Origin of the sequence: Halorubrum sp. GN12_10-3_MGM, from assembly GCF_005435235.1 — an archaeon.
In the GTDB taxonomy this organism is placed as follows: Archaea; Halobacteriota; Halobacteria; order Halobacteriales; family Haloferacaceae; genus Halorubrum; species Halorubrum ezzemoulense.
Window position 1 is genome coordinate 294,643 of the sequence record NZ_SGUB01000001.1, and the last position, 15,176, is coordinate 309,818.

Annotated in this window: 14 protein-coding genes; 6 read left to right on the forward strand and 8 right to left on the reverse strand. The window is 70.1% G+C overall.

What is annotated here, in order from left to right; genetic code table 11:
* Position 1: 1 nt before the first annotated feature.
* Entirely contained in the window at positions 2-469 is a 468-nt protein-coding gene (locus EXE47_RS01555; RefSeq protein ID WP_049930591.1) for a peroxiredoxin, read from the reverse strand.
* A 74-nt stretch (positions 470-543) separates the two neighbouring features.
* Between EXE47_RS01555 and EXE47_RS01560 the strand changes: the two genes are divergently transcribed.
* Complete coding sequence (locus EXE47_RS01560) at positions 544-2,619, forward strand: histidine kinase N-terminal 7TM domain-containing protein (RefSeq protein WP_089308206.1); 2,076 nt, start codon at positions 544-546, stop codon at positions 2,617-2,619.
* 24 nt (positions 2,620-2,643) lie between these two features.
* On the opposite strand, the gene EXE47_RS01565 is transcribed toward EXE47_RS01560, so the two are convergent.
* Positions 2,644-2,955 (reverse strand): CGCGG family rSAM-modified RiPP protein, encoded by a 312-nt coding sequence (locus EXE47_RS01565; RefSeq protein ID WP_089308205.1) that lies wholly within the window; start codon positions 2,953-2,955, stop codon positions 2,644-2,646.
* Between the two features lie 283 nt (positions 2,956-3,238).
* Here EXE47_RS01565 and map point away from each other — a divergent pair, with 283 nt between their 5' ends.
* Both map and EXE47_RS01575 read left to right on the forward strand, forming a co-directional pair.
* A complete protein-coding gene (map, locus tag EXE47_RS01570; RefSeq protein WP_089308204.1) occupies positions 3,239-4,147 on the forward strand; it encodes a type II methionyl aminopeptidase in 909 nt (302 codons plus the stop codon).
* Positions 4,147-4,698: an HIT domain-containing protein gene (locus EXE47_RS01575; protein ID WP_086215521.1), complete on the forward strand. Its 552-nt coding sequence runs from the start codon at positions 4,147-4,149 to the stop codon at positions 4,696-4,698. The genes map and EXE47_RS01575 overlap by 1 nt, the downstream gene beginning before the upstream one ends.
* Before the next feature lie 397 nt (positions 4,699-5,095).
* Here EXE47_RS01575 and EXE47_RS01580 read toward each other — a convergent pair whose 3' ends face one another.
* The 3 genes from EXE47_RS01580 to EXE47_RS01590 are packed head-to-tail and all read right to left on the reverse strand — an operon-like array spanning position 5,096 to position 7,591.
* Entirely contained in the window at positions 5,096-5,848 is a 753-nt protein-coding gene (locus EXE47_RS01580; RefSeq protein ID WP_049930600.1) for an amino acid ABC transporter ATP-binding protein, read from the reverse strand.
* A 22-nt stretch (positions 5,849-5,870) separates the two neighbouring features.
* The gene (locus EXE47_RS01585; RefSeq protein ID WP_049930601.1) at positions 5,871-6,617 is read right to left on the reverse strand and encodes an ABC transporter permease; all 747 of its coding nucleotides are present in this window, start codon (positions 6,615-6,617) and stop codon (positions 5,871-5,873) included.
* Positions 6,618-6,619: 2 nt separating this feature from the next.
* Positions 6,620-7,591, reverse strand: coding sequence for a substrate-binding domain-containing protein (locus EXE47_RS01590; protein ID WP_049930602.1), 972 nt, complete (start codon positions 7,589-7,591; stop codon positions 6,620-6,622).
* 116 nt (positions 7,592-7,707) lie between these two features.
* Here EXE47_RS01590 and EXE47_RS01595 point away from each other — a divergent pair, with 116 nt between their 5' ends.
* Together EXE47_RS01595 and EXE47_RS01600 are read left to right on the forward strand one after the other, a co-directional pair.
* The gene (locus EXE47_RS01595) at positions 7,708-8,559 is read left to right on the forward strand and encodes a TOBE domain-containing protein (RefSeq protein ID WP_089308203.1); all 852 of its coding nucleotides are present in this window, start codon (positions 7,708-7,710) and stop codon (positions 8,557-8,559) included.
* 125 nt (positions 8,560-8,684) lie between these two features.
* Positions 8,685-10,376: a tryptophan--tRNA ligase gene (locus EXE47_RS01600; protein ID WP_089308202.1), complete on the forward strand. Its 1,692-nt coding sequence runs from the start codon at positions 8,685-8,687 to the stop codon at positions 10,374-10,376.
* 419 nt (positions 10,377-10,795) lie between these two features.
* Here the strand turns inward: EXE47_RS01600 and EXE47_RS01610 are convergent, their stop codons facing one another.
* Positions 10,796-11,158, reverse strand: a complete 363-nt coding sequence (locus tag EXE47_RS01610) for a DUF5518 domain-containing protein (protein ID WP_049930606.1) — start codon at positions 11,156-11,158, stop codon at positions 10,796-10,798.
* A gap of 126 nt (positions 11,159-11,284) precedes the next feature.
* Here EXE47_RS01610 and EXE47_RS01615 point away from each other — a divergent pair, with 126 nt between their 5' ends.
* Complete coding sequence (locus tag EXE47_RS01615) at positions 11,285-13,213, forward strand: ATP-binding protein (protein ID WP_089308201.1); 1,929 nt, start codon at positions 11,285-11,287, stop codon at positions 13,211-13,213.
* Between the two features lie 96 nt (positions 13,214-13,309).
* On the opposite strand, the gene EXE47_RS01620 is transcribed toward EXE47_RS01615, so the two are convergent.
* Together EXE47_RS01620 and EXE47_RS01625 are read right to left on the reverse strand one after the other, a co-directional pair.
* A complete protein-coding gene (locus EXE47_RS01620; protein WP_049930610.1) occupies positions 13,310-14,230 on the reverse strand; it encodes an acetamidase/formamidase family protein in 921 nt (306 codons plus the stop codon).
* A gap of 43 nt (positions 14,231-14,273) precedes the next feature.
* Complete coding sequence (locus EXE47_RS01625) at positions 14,274-15,119, reverse strand: universal stress protein (protein WP_049930612.1); 846 nt, start codon at positions 15,117-15,119, stop codon at positions 14,274-14,276.
* Between the last annotated feature and the right edge of the window lie 57 nt (positions 15,120-15,176).

Consider the following 15,176-nt stretch of genomic DNA (forward strand, 5'->3'; position numbering starts at 1 on the left):
ATCAGCCGTCGAGCGCGCGGATGTCGTCGAGTATCTCGACGGCGTGGTCCTCGGGGGAGACCCCCTCGTACGCCAAGACGACGGTTCCCTCGTCGTCGATGACGTACGTGTTCCGGAACACGCCGTCGAAGGTGTTCCCGAACATCGACTTCTCGCCGTAGGAGTCGTACGCGCTCGACACCGCGCCGTCCGGGTCCGAGAGGAGCGTGAAGGGGAGGTCGTACTCCTCGGCGAAGGGTTCGAGGTCCTCGACCGGGTCGTCGCTGATCCCGACGACGGCGATGTCGGCGTCCTCGAACGCGTCCCACTCGTCGCGGAAGCCGCACGCCTCGGCGGTACAGCCGGGAGTGTCGGCGCGTGGGTAGAAGTACACCACCGTGTGGCCGGCCGCGGTCGGGTCGACGGTGGCCGTCTCGCCGCGGTGGTCGGTGAGCGTGATCGCGGGCGCGTCGTCGCCGGGTTCGAGCATACGGATCGACGCCGCTCGAACTGGTTAGAGGATTCGGTCCCTTTTTACCGACTACTCGCATCCTACCGGTATCGATGGCGTGGCAACCGACGCCGTACACGGTTCCGCTGCTCGTCGCGGCCGTCGCGTCGTTCGGATTCGCCGCGTACGCGGCCGCGAACCATTCTCGCGGCGGCCGGGCGCTCCTGTGGAGTTTCGTCGGCGTCGCCGGCAGCGCCGGCGTCTGGTCGCTGGCGTACGCGGCGCAGCTGTCGGCGACCGCGCTCGGTCCCACGCTGCTTTTCAACCGCCTCGTCTGGCTCGGGACCGCGGGGCTGGCGGTCGCGTGGCCCGCCTTCGTCCTCTCGTACGTCGACCGGACCGAGTGGCTCGGTCCCCGCCGGTTCGCGCTCTTCTGGGTCGTCCCGGCCGCGACCGCCGTTGCCGTCTTGACGGTCGGCGCCGACCCGCTGTTCTACGCCGACCCCTCGCTCGTCGACGCCGGCGGGTACCGCCTCCTCGGCTACGCGCCGACGCCCGCCCTGCTCGGATTCGTCGGGTACACCTACGCGGTCAACCTGTTCTCCTTCGGCGTGCTCGGCTACGCCGCGGTCTCCCGTGACGGCGTGTTCCGCCGGCAGGCCGCCCTCCTCTTCGCCGCCGGCGTCGCGCCGCCGGCGCTCGGCGCGGCCGGCATCTTCGGGCTCGTCGGTCCGGCGGACGGCGTGGTCGACTTCACGCCGATCGCCTTCAGCGGGACCTCGGCGCTGCTGGCGTGGGTCGTGTTCCGGTACCGGCTGCTCGACGTGTCGCCGATCGCCCGCGACGCGGTGTTCGCGAACCTCTCCGACGGCGTGGTCGTCTGCGACGCCGACGGCCGGGTGATCGACCGCAACGACCCGGCTCAGGCGCTGTTTCCCGACGCCGAACTCGGCGCCCGCGCCGACGAGGCGTTCGCCGACGCCCCGCCGGTCGTCGACGCGGTGACGGAGGCGGGGTCCGACGAGGGGGAAGCGTCGTCCGACGACGAGTTCCGCGTGACCGTCGGCGGCGACGACGCCGCGCCGCGGTTCCTGACGGTTGACGTCCACGACATCACCGGCCCGGGGACGACCCGCGGCGGGACGGTCCTGCTGTTCCGCGACGTCACCGAGCGGGAAACGCTCCAGCGGCGCTACCGCGCCCTCATCGAGAAGTCGCCGAACGTGATCGCGGTCTGCGGCGAGGACGGCCTGATCAGGTACGTGAGCCCCTCGATTGAGCGCCTGCTCGGTCACGCTCCCGCGGCGATCGAGGGGCGTCCTGTGATCGACCTGGTCCACCCGGAGGACCGACGCGAGGCGCAGCAGGCGTTCGAGCGCGCCTTCGAGGGCGCCGAACCCCAGTCGATCACGCACCGGATCGCCCGGGGCGACGGCAGTTGGCGCCGGTTCGAGACGGTGATCGAGCGGCTGTTCGAGGACGCGCGCGAGGTCGTCATCACCGCAACCGACGTGACGGAGGCCCGGCGGTACGAACAGCGGCTCCAGGTTCTGAACCGCGTGCTGCGCCACGACCTGAAGAACGACACCAACGTCATCGGCGGGTACGCCGACCTGCTCCGCGACCACGTCGACGAGGAGGGCGACCCGTACCTCGACGTCATCGACCGGAAGGTACAGACGCTGACGCACCTCAGCGATCAGGCGCGCGAGATCGATGTCGCGCTGCACAGCGACGCCGACAAGACCGAGATCGACCTCGCCGAACTCGTCGACCGCCTCTGCGAGTCGCTGGGCTCGTCGTTCCCGCGGGCGACGGTGACGGTGACGGTGCCCGACTCCGCCGTCGTCGCCGCGGACGAACTGCTGGAGTCCGCGGTCCGGAACGTGCTGGAGAACGCTGTCGTCCACAACGACGACGATGATCCGCACGTCGAGGCGACGGTCGTCGCCGACGGCGACCGGTTCCGGCTCGACGTGGCCGACGACGGCCCCGGCATCCCGCCGGTCGAGCGGACGGTGTTCTCGGAGGCGCGGGAGACGGCGCTCGAACACGCGAGCGGGCTCGGCCTCTGGCTCGTCCACTGGATCGTCACGGAGTCCGGCGGCGACCTCGAGATCGACACCCGTGAGCCGACCGGCACGGTAGTCCGGATGTGGCTCCCGCGAGCGGCCGAAGAGTGCGAGTAGATCCGCCGACCTTCCGGTGTCGGCTCAGACGCGGACGCGGACGACGTGACCCCCGCAGCCGCACCGCTCGATGTACTCCCAGTCGAGGTCGCTGCCGAGCTCCGATTCGAGCGCGTCGACGAGGTACGTCTCCGGGTGGCCGTGGTCGCCGTGGGTGACGAGGTTGACGTGGTTGCCCGCGGCCGTGTGCTCGACCGCTTCGATCGCCTGTCGGACGAGCAGATCCCGGTCGTCCGCGTGTTCGGGGCCTTCGAGGTTCGCGGACCACGAATTCTCGTGGACGTGGTCGGTCACCGGGTCCGCGTCGTGATCGTGGCCTGAGGGTGTACTCGACATGTCCGATCCGACGCCCTCAGTTCCCCTACGTCTTCGAGCGAACATGTTCGCGCGGAGCGTCGACCGACGACCGGCGCGCGAACGTCTTGGGGACAGGAGACACTCCCGCGGGACCCGACGACAGACTCATCAGTCGCGACCCGTTCGGCGACGCGGACGAGCCCTTGGACGCTCGCGAGATAGACGACCCCGACCGGCGACGCGTGGTACGTCGAGGTCACGAACGGGGCGTAGTCGACCGCCCTCCGCAACCTCTTTGCGCGCCCTCGCCGAAGCCGGAGCCATGAGTCACGGACCTCTGGACGAGGACGTGGTCGAAAGCTACCGCGAGGCCGGCGCGGTGCTGGTCGAGGCGATGAACGAGGCCCGCGAGATGGTCGAGCCGGGCCGGACCCACCTCGAAGTCGCCGAGTGGACGGAGGACTTCGTCCGCGAGCAGGGGGCGGGCCTCGCGTTCCCGGTCAACATCAGCGTCGACCCCGAGGCGTCGCACGCGACGCCGGGTCGGGACGACGAGACCGAGTTCGGCGAGGAGATGGTGTGTCTCGACGTCGGCGTCCACGTCGACGGCTACATCGCCGACGCCGCGGTGACGGTCGACCACAGCGGGACGCCCGAACTCGTCGAGGCCGCCGAGATGGCGCTGGAGGCCGCGCTCGACGAGGCCGGGCCGGGCGTCGAGGTCGGCGTCGTCGGGCAGGCGATCGAAGACGTGATCCGCGGCTACGGCTACACGCCCGTCCTCAACCTCTCCGGGCACGGCGTCCAGCGCTACGACGCCCACACCGGGCCCACGGTACCGAACCGCGGCGTCGACCGGTCGGTCGAGCTGGAGCCGGGGCAGGCGGTCGCCATCGAGCCGTTCGCCACCGACGGCCGCGGAAAGGTCGGCGAGGGGACCGACGAACAGATCTTCGAGCAGCAGGGCTCCGCGAGCGTGCGCGACCGGCGGGCGCGGCAGGCGCTCGAAGAGATCGAGGCGTTCGACGACCTCCCGTTCGCGGCCCGCTGGCTGAAGACGGACCGGGCGGGGATGGCGCTTCGTCGCCTGAAGCAGGCGAACGCGATCAAGGGGTACCCCGTCTTGAAGGAGGACGACGACGCCCTCGTGAGTCAGGCGGAGCACACGCTGCTCGTCACCGAGGACGGCGTCGAGGTGACGACCGCGGGCATCCACGGCTTCGACGACTGATGGACCGGATCTTCGCGCCGTGGCGGATCGAATGGGTCGAGCGCGACGCCGACCCGATCGACGGCTGCCCGTTCTGCGTCCTGCCCGAGCGCGAGGACGCCCGCGAGGCGCGCGTCGTCGCCCGCAGCGAGCGCAACTACGTCCTCCTGAACAACGCGCCGTACAACCCCGGTCACGCGATGGTGATCCCGGACGCACACGTCGAGGATCCGACCGGCCTCGACGACGCGACACTCCTCGATCACGCGAAGCTGAAGGCGGCGACGCTCGCCGCGCTGCGCCGCGACGTGAACCCCGACGGCGTCAACACGGGCCAGAACCTCGGCGGCGACGCCGCGGGGGGGTCGATCGACCACCTCCACACCCACGTCGTCCCGCGCTGGAGCGGCGACACGAACTTCATGCCCGTCACCGGCGCCACGAAGGTGATCGTGGAGGCGATAGACCGCACCTACGACCACCTCCACGCGGGCTTCGCGGCCGACGACGCGGTCGTCGATCCGGGAGACGCCGAGGCGGGCGAGGCGGTCGAACTTGACTTCGGCGTCTAACTCGGCGGTGTCGATCACTCATAAACAAACGGCGTGGCGGCGCGTGCCGATGAGCGCCCGTATGGCGCGAATCGCCCGCGCGAGGTCGCCGGCGCGAAACGCCGGCTGCCGGAGAATCTTCGATTCTCGCCGGAGTTGCTGGCTCCCGGAGCGAAGCGACGGGTGCCAGCGACGAGGCTGGGGAGCCGTGAGGTGCGGTCGCTGTGCGGGGTGGGACTCAACGGGGCAGTCGCGAGAAGGCGGGAGGCGATGTAAGCACCACAGCGAGCGGAGCGAGGAGCACAACGGGCGTACCGTCTCCTCGCGACTGGGGCTTTGGAGGTATTCACCGCAGCGTCGTCGATCACCCGACCGGATCGCTGTATTCGACCGATCTCCCGCCTCCCCTCGACGCAAATTAGTACACCAGTTCGCCCGAGATGAACTTCCGGGTGCGCTCGTCGGCGGGGTCGTCGAAGATCTCCTCGGTCGGACCGATCTCCGTGATCCCGTCGTCGAGCAGCACCGCGACGCGGTCCGCGACCCGCTCGGCCTGATGCATGTCGTGGGTCGCCACGACCACGCCGATCCCCCGCGCTTTCGCCTCACCGATCGCCTCCTCGATGACGGCCGTGTTCCGTGGGTCGAGGTCGGAGGTTGGTTCGTCGAGCAAGAGGGCGTCGGGGTCGTACGCCAGCGCGCGGGCGAACGACACCCGCTGGGCCTCGCCGCCGGAGAGCGAGTCGGCGGGCTGGTCCGTCTTGTCTGCGAGTCCGACGACCTCCAGCGACTCGTGGACCGCGTCGGCGGCGCCGGACAGCCGGAAGAGCGAGGCGATCCGCTCGCTCCACGAGCGGCGGACCCGGAGCCCGTACTCGACGTTTCGGGCGACCGATCCCCCGAAGAGGCTCGCCTCTTGGAACACCATCCCGACGCGGCGGCGCAGCGCGAGCCGCGCCGACTCGTCGACGGCCCACGCGTCGGTCCCGTCGAGCGTCACCGTCCCCTCGTCCGGCTCCAGCGACAGCGCGAGCGTCCGCAGCAGCGTGGTCTTGCCGACGCCGGAGGGACCGATGACGGCGACGACCTCGCCCGCGTCGACGTCGATCGTGAGGTCGCGGAACACTCTCTCGTCGCCGTACGACCGCGACACGCCCGTCGCGCGGAGCATCAGCCGGACACCTCCCGCCGCATCAGGCCACCCCCCGATCGCCGAAGCGGACCACGATCGCGTTGACGGTCAACACGAGCGCGACCAGCACCGCGCCGAGCACCATGGCGGTCTCGTACCGCCCCTGCCGCGCTTCGAGCTGGATCGCGGTGGTGAGCGTGCGCGTCTTCGAGATGCCGTCGGCGCTCGTGATGTTCCCGCCGACGATCAGCACGGAGCCGACCTCGCTCACCGCGCGACCGAACCCGGCCAGCACCGCGGTCGCGATCCCGTACTTGGCCTCCTTGATCACGACCAGCGCCACGTCGATCCGCGTCCCGCCGAGGACGCGAGCAGCGTCCCGGACGCCGTCGTCGACGCCGCTCACGGCCGCGAGGCTGATCGCCGTGATCGGTGGCGTCGCGAGGACGAACTGCGACATGATCATCGCCTCGCGGGTGAAGATGAGCTCTAGCGACCCCAGCGGCCCCTGGTTGGAGACCGCGAACAGCACTACCAGCCCGACCACCACGCTCGGGAACCCCATCCCGGTGTTGACGACCGACTTCACGAACCCCTTCCCCGGGAACTCCGCGAGGCCGATCGCGACGGCCGCCGGCACGCTGACGAGCGTGCTCAGCGCCACGGCGGTGAGGCTCACGTACAGCGAGACCGCGATGATGCTCCCGACGTACCCCTCCCTGAACGAGGCGCCGAGCAGGGACGCCGCGGGGCCCGCGCCCGAGTCGAGGAGGGCGGGGGCCAGCTGTGCGACCGGTTCGAGCGGCACGCTTACGCGTCCGAGTCGTCGCTACTCCAGCCTTCCGGAACGTACTGTTGGAAGTCAGGGTCCTCCGAGACGGCCTCGGGGAAGAACAGCTGTTCGCCGTTCACCTGGTACTCTGCGATGGCCTCCTGGACGCCGGGACTGGTGATCCAGCCGATGTACGCCATCGCGAGGTCGTAGTTGGCGTTCTCGTGGACGCCGGGGTTGACCGCCATGACGCCGTACGGGTTCGCGAGGATCTCCGGCCCGCCCTCGATCGGCCCCTGAACGAGGATCGTCAGGTCGATCTCCGAGCGCTGCGAGATGTAGGTTCCGCGGTCCGAGAGCGTGTACGCGCCCTGCTGGTTTGCGATGTTCAGCGCCTCGCCCATCCCGGTGCCGGTCTCCTGATACCAGTCTCCGCCGGGATCCGTGCCCGCCGCGTCCCAGAGGTTCAGCTCCTTCGTGTGGGTCCCGGAGTTGTCGCCGCGAGAGACGAACGTCGCCTCCGCCTCCGCGATGGTCGTCAGCGCCTCGGTCGCTGAGCCCGTCCCCCCGATTCCCGCCGGGTCGCTCTCGGGGCCGACGATCACGAAGTCGTTGAACATCAGGTCGCGGCGGTTGATCCCGTACCCGTTGCGCATGAATTCGTCTTCGAGGCCGCGGGCGTGGACCATCACGATGTCCGAGTCGCCGTTGCGCGCGGTCTCCAGCGCGGCGCCCGTCCCCTGCGCGACGGCGTCGACCGTGACGCCGTACATCTCCTCGAAGTCCGGGTGGATCGCGTCGAGGAGCCCCGTGTCGTAGGTGCTCGTCGTCGTCGTGAGCGTCAGCGTCTCGCCGGCGACGCCGACGCTCTCAGCGCTGTTTCCGCCGTCGGTGCCGTTGCCCCCGGTCCCGTCGCCGCTGCCGCCGTCGTTCGTCGACGAACAGCCGGCCGTACCCACGATCGCTCCGGCGCCGACCGCGGCCACGAACTTCCGTCGTTGTATCGGCATAGATACAACGGCGGGGCGACACGACATATAAGTTGCGTCACGGTGGGGAACGTCGGCCCGGAGCGGCCCGAGGGCGCGTCGAAACCCCCAACACGTCCCGGACGCATCCCCCGAGCATGGGAGAGCCGACCGACTCCGGTCCCGCCCCGGCCGCGGGGCGCGGACGAGCCGCGCTGATCGAGGACGGCGTCGAGTTCGACGGCCGCGACGCGGCCCTGTTGCGCGCGGTCGACGCGGCGGGATCGGTCGCGGGCGCGGCCTCGGAGCTCGGCCGCTCCCGCGCCCGCGCTCTCACCCGGATCGAGACGCTGGAGGACGCTTACGGCACGCTCGTCGAGCGCCGTCGGGGCGGCGAGGGCGGCGGCGGGAGCCGGCTCGCCGCGTCGGCTCGGGACCTCCTCGACCGCTACGACCGCCTTCAGGCCGTCCTCGCGGCGACCGCGTCGGTGCCCGAGACGGTCCTCGACGGGACCGTGGCCGCCGTCGACGGCGAACTCGCCGTCGTCGACACGCCGGTCGGAGAGCTCTCCGGACTCCACGGCGGCACCGTGGACGACGAAGGCGCAGACGACAGGGCCGACGGCAGAGACGCAGACGACGGGGCCGACGGCAGAGACGCAGACGACAGGGCCGACGGCGGCGCGGTCGCCGTCGGCGACGCGGTTCAAGTCCGGATCGGCGCGGACGCGGTCACCGTCAACGACGCGGCCAACGCGGTCGACCCGGACGCGACGAGCGCCCGGAACCGCCTGGCCGGCCGCGTCTCGCGCATCGACTCGGGCGAGACGGTGTCGACGGTTCGGATCGTCGTCGAACCGGTCGACCGGGGAGGGACAGACGACGCCGCCGTCGAGGTCGCGGCGCTGATCACCGCCGAGAGCATCGACCGGCTCGGCCTCGCGCCCGGTGACCCGGTGTCGCTCCGGTGGAAGGCGACCGCGACGCGACTCGTTGCGCAGGTCGAGTGACTCGGCCGACCGGAGTAGACCAGCGTTCTGAACCGGGGGGCGGACCGGCGTTCCGGACAGGCGGGCCGTGCCAAGCGCTCCCGCGCAAGCGAACGGTTTTTGCGTCGACCGACGGGAGAGGTGGTATGGACGAGGACACCCCCGAAGGGACGACGCCGGGCGGTGACGGGCGCGAGCCCGACGCCGACCGCGGGCCGTTGACGCCCCCCCGGACCGACGGCGGGACCGACGCGGACGAGCCGACCGAGGACGTCGCGCTCGACCCGTGGGGGTCGGCGTCGGTCGGGGACTACGCGGACCTCTTCGCGGAGTTCGGCATCGAGGCGTTCGACGAGGTCGACGACGACGTGCCGGACCCGCACTACCTGATGCGCCGCGGCGTCATCTTCGGGCACCGTGAGTACGACGCGGTCGCGGAGGCGATGGCGAACGACGAGCCGTTCGCGGCGCTCTCCGGGTTCATGCCCACGGGGGACCCGCACATCGGTCACAAGCTCGTGTTCGACGAGATCATCTGGCACCAAGAGATGGGCGGCGACGCGTTCGGGCTCATCGCCGACCTCGAAGCGCATTCCGCGCGCGGGATGTCGTGGGACGAGATCGACGAGCACGCGCGGAACTACCTCCTGAGCCTCCTCGCGCTCGGCTTCGACGCCGAGGACGGCGAGATCTACCGCCAGTCCGACAACCGCGAGGTCCAGGACCTCGGCTTCGAGCTCGGCTCGAAGGCGAACTTCTCGGAGTTCGAGGCGATCTACGGCTTCGACGGGGAGACGAACGTCTCGCACATGCAGAGCGTGATCACCCAGACCGCGGACATCCTCTACCCGCAGCTCGTCGACGAGCCGAAGCCCACGGTGATCCCGGTCGGTCCCGATCAGGACCCGCACGTCCGGCTCACCCGCGACCTCGCGACCCGCGTGCGCTACTTCAAGGTGACAGAGGCGTTCGCCTCCTTCGAGCTCGACGACGACGAGCGCCGGCTCGTGCGGGCCGCCTACGACGCGCTCGCGGCCCGCGACCAAGAGAACGACGCCGCCGGAGACGCGGACGCCGCCGCCGAGACCGACGTGCGCTGCGAGGACGCCGCCGAGTGGCTCGCCGACTACGAGCCGCCGGAGAGCGACCGCGAGAGCGTCGACCTCGCGGCCGCGAAGGCGAGCGCCCTCGACAAGCTCGAGGCCGGCGGGAAGGAGCCGCTCCGCCCCCGCGTGCGGTTCTTCGACCGCAACGCCACCGACGAGGCGTTCGAGGCGCTGATCGAGGCCGTGGAAGGGGAAAAACGCGTGTTCGAGGGCCACGTCGACGCGTTCGACTTGACCCGCGACGAGGCCGAGTCCATCGCGCGCGAGGTCGAGATCGACCACGACGGGTTCGGCTTCCGGCAGCCCTCCTCGATCTACCACCGGTTCATGACCGGGCTCACCGGCGGCAAGATGTCTTCGTCGATCCCGGCGAGCCACATCTCGCTGCTCGACGATCCTGAGGACGGCTACGACAAGGTGAAGGCGGCGACGACCGGGGGCCGCGACACCGCCGAGGAGCAGCGCGAGCTGGGCGGCGAGGCCGACGAGTGCCCGGTCTACGAGCTGTACGCCTACCTGCTCGCGGGCGACGACGACGAACTCACCAAGGAGGTGTACTCCGAGTGCGTCAACGGCGAGCGCCTCTGCGGCGGCTGTAAGGAGCAGGCCGCGGAGCTCATGCGCGAGTTCCTCGAGGACCACCAGGAGAAGCGCGCGGAGGCCGAGGAACTCCTCGACGACCTCGACATCGACCTCGACTCCGACCGGCGCGGCACCGGCGGCGAGCACTGAGGCGTCTCTATTGAGGCCGCAGGGCAACTCTCACGAGCTGTTTTATAAACGAACGGTGCGGTGGCGCGTGCCTGCGAGGCCGCCTTGCGGCCGAGCAGCACGCGCGAGGGAGTCGCTGGCTCCCGGAGCGAAGCGGAGGGTGCCAGCGACGAGGCTGGGGAGGCGTGAGGTGCTGTGCTGGGCGGGACTCAAAGGGGCAGTCGCGAGGACGAAGCACGGCGACGTAAGCACCGCAATGAGGGAGCGAACGGAGTGAGCGACCGAGTGAGGAGCACAGCGAGCCGCGCGAGTCCTCGCGACTGGGGCTTTGGAGGCGTTCGCCGCCAATTCACGGGTAGCTGTTTATAACCGAGCGACTGGGGCTTTGGAGGCGTTCGCCGCCAATCCGCAATCGATTTCTATAACTAACAGCGACCGCCTTACAGCTCGTTCTTCACGTACACGCCCAGCAGTCCGCCGAGCGCGCTCAGAACCACGGAGTAGGCGACGCCGCCCAACACGATGAGGGCGGCGACGAAGACGACTCCGCCGGCCGCGAGGCCGACTTCGAGCGGGAACCCGAAGAACCCCAAGAACGGGAGGAAAACCAGCACGAGCAACAGCAGTCCGACGATCGGGATCGCGGCGATCGCGCCGGAGAGCGCGCCGACCCGGAGGCCGTCGTCTCCATTTAAGTACCCGGCTACCGCGCCGCCGAGGAGCGGTGAGATGCCGGTAAACGAGAGCACCGTCGACGCGATAGCGCCGACGACCGCGTTGAGGAGGGTGTTCTCTGTGTCCATGCGCGGTCGAACTCCCGGCGGCGGCATACGTTTTGGGAAGCGCGGCGGCCGGGCCGGCCCGCGCTCGGCACGACCGGACGGCGAGCGAGCCGATAGTTTATGAGGTGGGCGCCACCTCTCACGGGTATGAGCGAGGAGGAGGCGATCCACGTCGCGGACGTCAGCGAGGGGATCGGCGGCGACGCGACGGCGGAACCCGGCTCGCCGGTCGAACTCCCGGTCGTCGACGTGCTCACCGGCCGGTCCTTCATCACGGGGAAGAGCGGGTCCGGGAAGAGCAACACCGCAAGTGTCGTGATAGAAAATCTGCTATCTAACGGATTTCCTGTCATGATCGTGGACACAGACGGTGAATATTACGGTTTAAAGGAAGAATATGAAATTCTTCACGCCGGCGCCGACGACGAGTGCGACATCGTCGTCTCCCCCGAGCACGCCGAGAAGCTCGCGACCCTCGCCTTAGAGCAGAACGTCCCGATCATCTTGGACGTCTCCGGCTACCTCGAAGAGGACACCGCCAACGAGCTCCTCTTGGAGGTCGTCAAGCAGCTGTTCGCGAAGGAGAAGCGCATGAAGAAGCCCTTCCTGCTCGTCATCGAGGAGTGCCACGAGTACATCCCCGAGGGCGGCGGCATGGACGAGACGGGGAAGATGCTGATCAAGGTGGGGAAGCGCGGCCGGAAGCACGGGCTCGGCATCGTCGGCATCAGCCAGCGCCCGGCCGACGTCAAGAAGGACTTCATCACCCAGTGCGACTGGCTCTGCTGGCACCGGCTCACCTGGGACAACGACACGAAGGTGGTCGGGCGCATCCTCGGCTCGAAGTACGCCAGCGCGGTCGAGGACCTCGGCGACGGCGAGGCGTTCCTGATGACCGACTGGGACGAGTCGATCCGCCGGATCCAGTTCCACCGCAAGGAGACGTTCGACGCGGGCGCGACCCCCGGGCTCGACGACTTCGAGCGCCCCGAACTGAAGTCCGTCTCCAGCGACCTCGTCGGCGAGCTCCAGTCGATCTCCGACGAGAAGGAGCGCCGCGAGTCCGAGATCGCCGACCTCAAGCAGGAGTTACAAAAGAAGGACCGGCGGATCGCCGACCTCGAACGCGAGCTGGAGGAGGCCCGCGACCTGAGCGACATGGCCGACCAGTTCGCGCAGGCGCTCCTCGGTAAGGCGGAGGCCCCGTACCGGGGCGGCGGTCGACCTCCGGCCGGCGACGAGCGACTCGGAGGGACGGACGACGGCGACGAGGGCCAGTCCGTCCTCAAGTCGTACGACGAGGCGGTCGCCGCGACCGAGGAGAGCGACGCGGACGCGGAAGCGGAGACCGACGCCGCGCCCGGACCGGGCCCATCGGCCGCCGACGGCGGCGCCGAGGTCGACGCCGACGCCGCGACCGGTGACGCCGCGACCGGTGACGCCGCGGATGTCGACGCGACGGCCGCCGATTCTGCGGACGAACCGAACCCCCCGGACGACGTCGACCCGGTCACCCGCGACGACGTGGCCGAGAGCGCGCTCCGGTTCGACGAGGCGATCGAGCTCGGTACCCGCGAAGCGGTCATCGATGAGCTCCGCTCGCGGATCGAGTCCCTCCCGGAGCTCTCGCGCGGGATGCTCCGCCACTATCGACGCGAGGGCGCGAGCGACCCCGTCGCGGCCCACATCGACGCCGGGGGCGACGGCGACTCCGGCCACGCGTACAGCCGTCACCGCCCGATCCGGCGGGCGGGACTCATCCGCCACGCCGGTCGGGGCAGCTACGCCTACGCGGTCCCGGACCTCGTCCGGGAGGCGTACGCCGACCGCCTCGACGAGGCGCAGGTCGACGAGATCGTTCGCGCCGTCGAGCGCGTCTTCGTCCCGTCCGCCGAACTGGACTACCCGCCGGACGCCGCTCCGGCCGAGGTCGGTGACCGGGCGCCCGCCGGAGACGACGAGGCCGAGGAGAACACGGACACCGACGCGGCCGACGGGGACGAGGAGCCTTCGGCGCCGACCGACGCCGGCCTGAGCGACGCCGCGCGTCGGTTCGCCGAGCGATCGGAGCGCTGAGGCCGGAGTGCCGGGGCCGGAGCGCTGAGACCGGAGCGCTGCGGTCGGCGAACCCCGCGGCCGGCTCTCGAGGTAACTCTCCGCTCGGTAGCCCGGTCAGAACGGGACCGAGAGGTACTCGCTCGGCACCGCGTTCCGTGCCGTCACCTGCGGGTCGACCACCTGACTGATCTCCAAGCCCCCGACGAGGCTGGAGAAGAGATACGCCTCGGTGCGCGAGAAGCCGTGGTGGTGCGCCAGCAGGTCGAGCATGTCGGCGTTCGCCAGCTCGACCGCCCCCTCCAGCGTCTCGGCGCTCGCGAGCGTCTTCACCGCGTCGCCGGTGTCGAGGAGCGGACGGTCGAGCGGCACGGCCGGATCCTCGACCACGGAGAGCGTCGCGTCGACCTCGACCGCGATCTCCGCGCCGGTCCCGCACATCTCCCCGTCCGCCATCGCCGCTTTCGCGTCGCCCAGCGCCAACATGGCGCCCTCCTGAAACACCGGGAAGTAGACGGTCGTCCCCCCGGTCACGTCGGTCGTGTCGAGGTTACCGCCGTGGTCGTCGGGCGTGAGCGTCGAGACCGTCCCGCCGCCGGTGGCGACCCCGATCGTTCCGATCACGGGTTCGATCGGTACGTCGATCCCCTCGAACTCGACCGCCCCGGCCTCCGACTCGTCGGTGTCGACCTCGGTGATCCGCGTCGCGGGGTGGTCGATCTCGGGGTCGTCCTGAAGCAGTCCGAACCCGGGTGCGGTGAGCACACGGCCGCGGTCTTCGGCGACGCGCACGGCCTCGATCTCCACCGCGAGGACGTCGCCGGGGCTCGCGCCGGCTACCGCGATCGGTCCCGTCGCGGCGTTGACCTCTTCCGGGATCGCGTCGAGGAGGTCGTCGTCGCGCTGAATCTCGCCGTTCAGACTGTCGATCGTCTCGACCGTCAGCGACTCGCCGTCGGCGGCCTCGTAGACGGGGTCCATCTCCGGACCGAACTCGTAGACGTGGCCGTCGCGGTGTGAGACTGTCTCTCGCGTCATTACGTCCACCTGGGCGCCCCGGTAACAAAAAGCCCGGCCGGCGTCAGCGCGGCGCCGCCGCCTCGGGCGGGACGAGCAGGACGTTGTTCGTCCCGCGCGCGACGATCGACTCCGCGGTGCTCCCGAGGAGGAGCCGCCGGAGTCGGCTCGTCCCGCGCGCGCCGATGAGCGTCGTCGTCGCGCCCACGCGCTCCTCTTCGGCCGTGATCTCGTCGACGGGGTTGCCGGACCTGACGTTGGTCTCGACGTGGAACCCGGTCCGGTCGCCGAGGTCACTCGCAAGCTCGTCCAGCCGCTCCTCGGCGGTCGCCGTCGACTCCGCGTCTCCGCCGCCCACGTGGAGCAGGTACGCCCGCTCGGTCGCGCCCGTCAGCGCCGGGAAGTAGTCGTAGGCGCGCGCCGCGTTCTCGGAGAAGTCGGTGGCGTACAGCACGTCCTGGAACAGGTGTTCCTTCTTGACCGCGTGTCCGTCCGGCGTCTCCTCGATCCGCTCGACGAGCAGCGGCCTGACGGCCGTCCGCGCGACGTTGCGCACGGTGCCGCCGATGAGCCGATTCTGGAGCGGCGCCTGTCCGCGCGACCCGACGACGATCATGTCCGCGTCGAGCCGCTCGGCCAAGCCGTTGATCCGTCGATGCGGCGTCCCGCGGGCGACGTGCGTCTCCACGTCGAACCCCGCGCGCTCGAACACGCTCCGCTGCGGCGCGAGCGCCTCTCGGGCGTCGCTGGCGGCGTCCATCCCCGGCAGCCCGCTGGAGACGTTGTCCGGGACGACCGTCAACAGGTGAACCTCGCTGACACCGATATTGTCGAGACACTCCAGACAGGTCCGAGACTCGATCGCCGCCTCGTTCGCGTCCGAGAGGTCTGTCGCGAATACGATCCTCATACGCGACTGTTCGTGCTGATGAGTAATATTGTTTTTGTTGTACAATACAAGAGCCTT

Bases quoted from the DNA above. Each gene is read 5' to 3' on its own strand.
- EXE47_RS01595 (WP_089308203.1), top strand. From the start codon at position 7,708: ATGGGAGAGCCGACCGACTCCGGTCCCGCCCCGGCCGCGGGGCGCGGA.
- map (WP_089308204.1), top strand. From the start codon at position 3,239: ATGAGTCACGGACCTCTGGACGAGGACGTGGTCGAAAGCTACCGCGAG.
- EXE47_RS01625 (WP_049930612.1), bottom strand. From the start codon at position 15,119: ATGAGGATCGTATTCGCGACAGACCTCTCGGACGCGAACGAGGCGGCG.
- EXE47_RS01610 (WP_049930606.1), bottom strand. From the start codon at position 11,158: ATGGACACAGAGAACACCCTCCTCAACGCGGTCGTCGGCGCTATCGCG.
- EXE47_RS01600 (WP_089308202.1), top strand. From the start codon at position 8,685: ATGGACGAGGACACCCCCGAAGGGACGACGCCGGGCGGTGACGGGCGC.
- EXE47_RS01620 (WP_049930610.1), bottom strand. From the start codon at position 14,230: ATGACGCGAGAGACAGTCTCACACCGCGACGGCCACGTCTACGAGTTC.
- EXE47_RS01560 (WP_089308206.1), top strand. From the start codon at position 544: ATGGCGTGGCAACCGACGCCGTACACGGTTCCGCTGCTCGTCGCGGCC.
- EXE47_RS01615 (WP_089308201.1), top strand. From the start codon at position 11,285: ATGAGCGAGGAGGAGGCGATCCACGTCGCGGACGTCAGCGAGGGGATC.
- EXE47_RS01575 (WP_086215521.1), top strand. From the start codon at position 4,147: ATGGACCGGATCTTCGCGCCGTGGCGGATCGAATGGGTCGAGCGCGAC.
- EXE47_RS01555 (WP_049930591.1), bottom strand. From the start codon at position 469: ATGCTCGAACCCGGCGACGACGCGCCCGCGATCACGCTCACCGACCAC.
- EXE47_RS01590 (WP_049930602.1), bottom strand. From the start codon at position 7,591: ATGCCGATACAACGACGGAAGTTCGTGGCCGCGGTCGGCGCCGGAGCG.
- EXE47_RS01565 (WP_089308205.1), bottom strand. From the start codon at position 2,955: ATGTCGAGTACACCCTCAGGCCACGATCACGACGCGGACCCGGTGACC.
- EXE47_RS01580 (WP_049930600.1), bottom strand. From the start codon at position 5,848: ATGCTCCGCGCGACGGGCGTGTCGCGGTCGTACGGCGACGAGAGAGTG.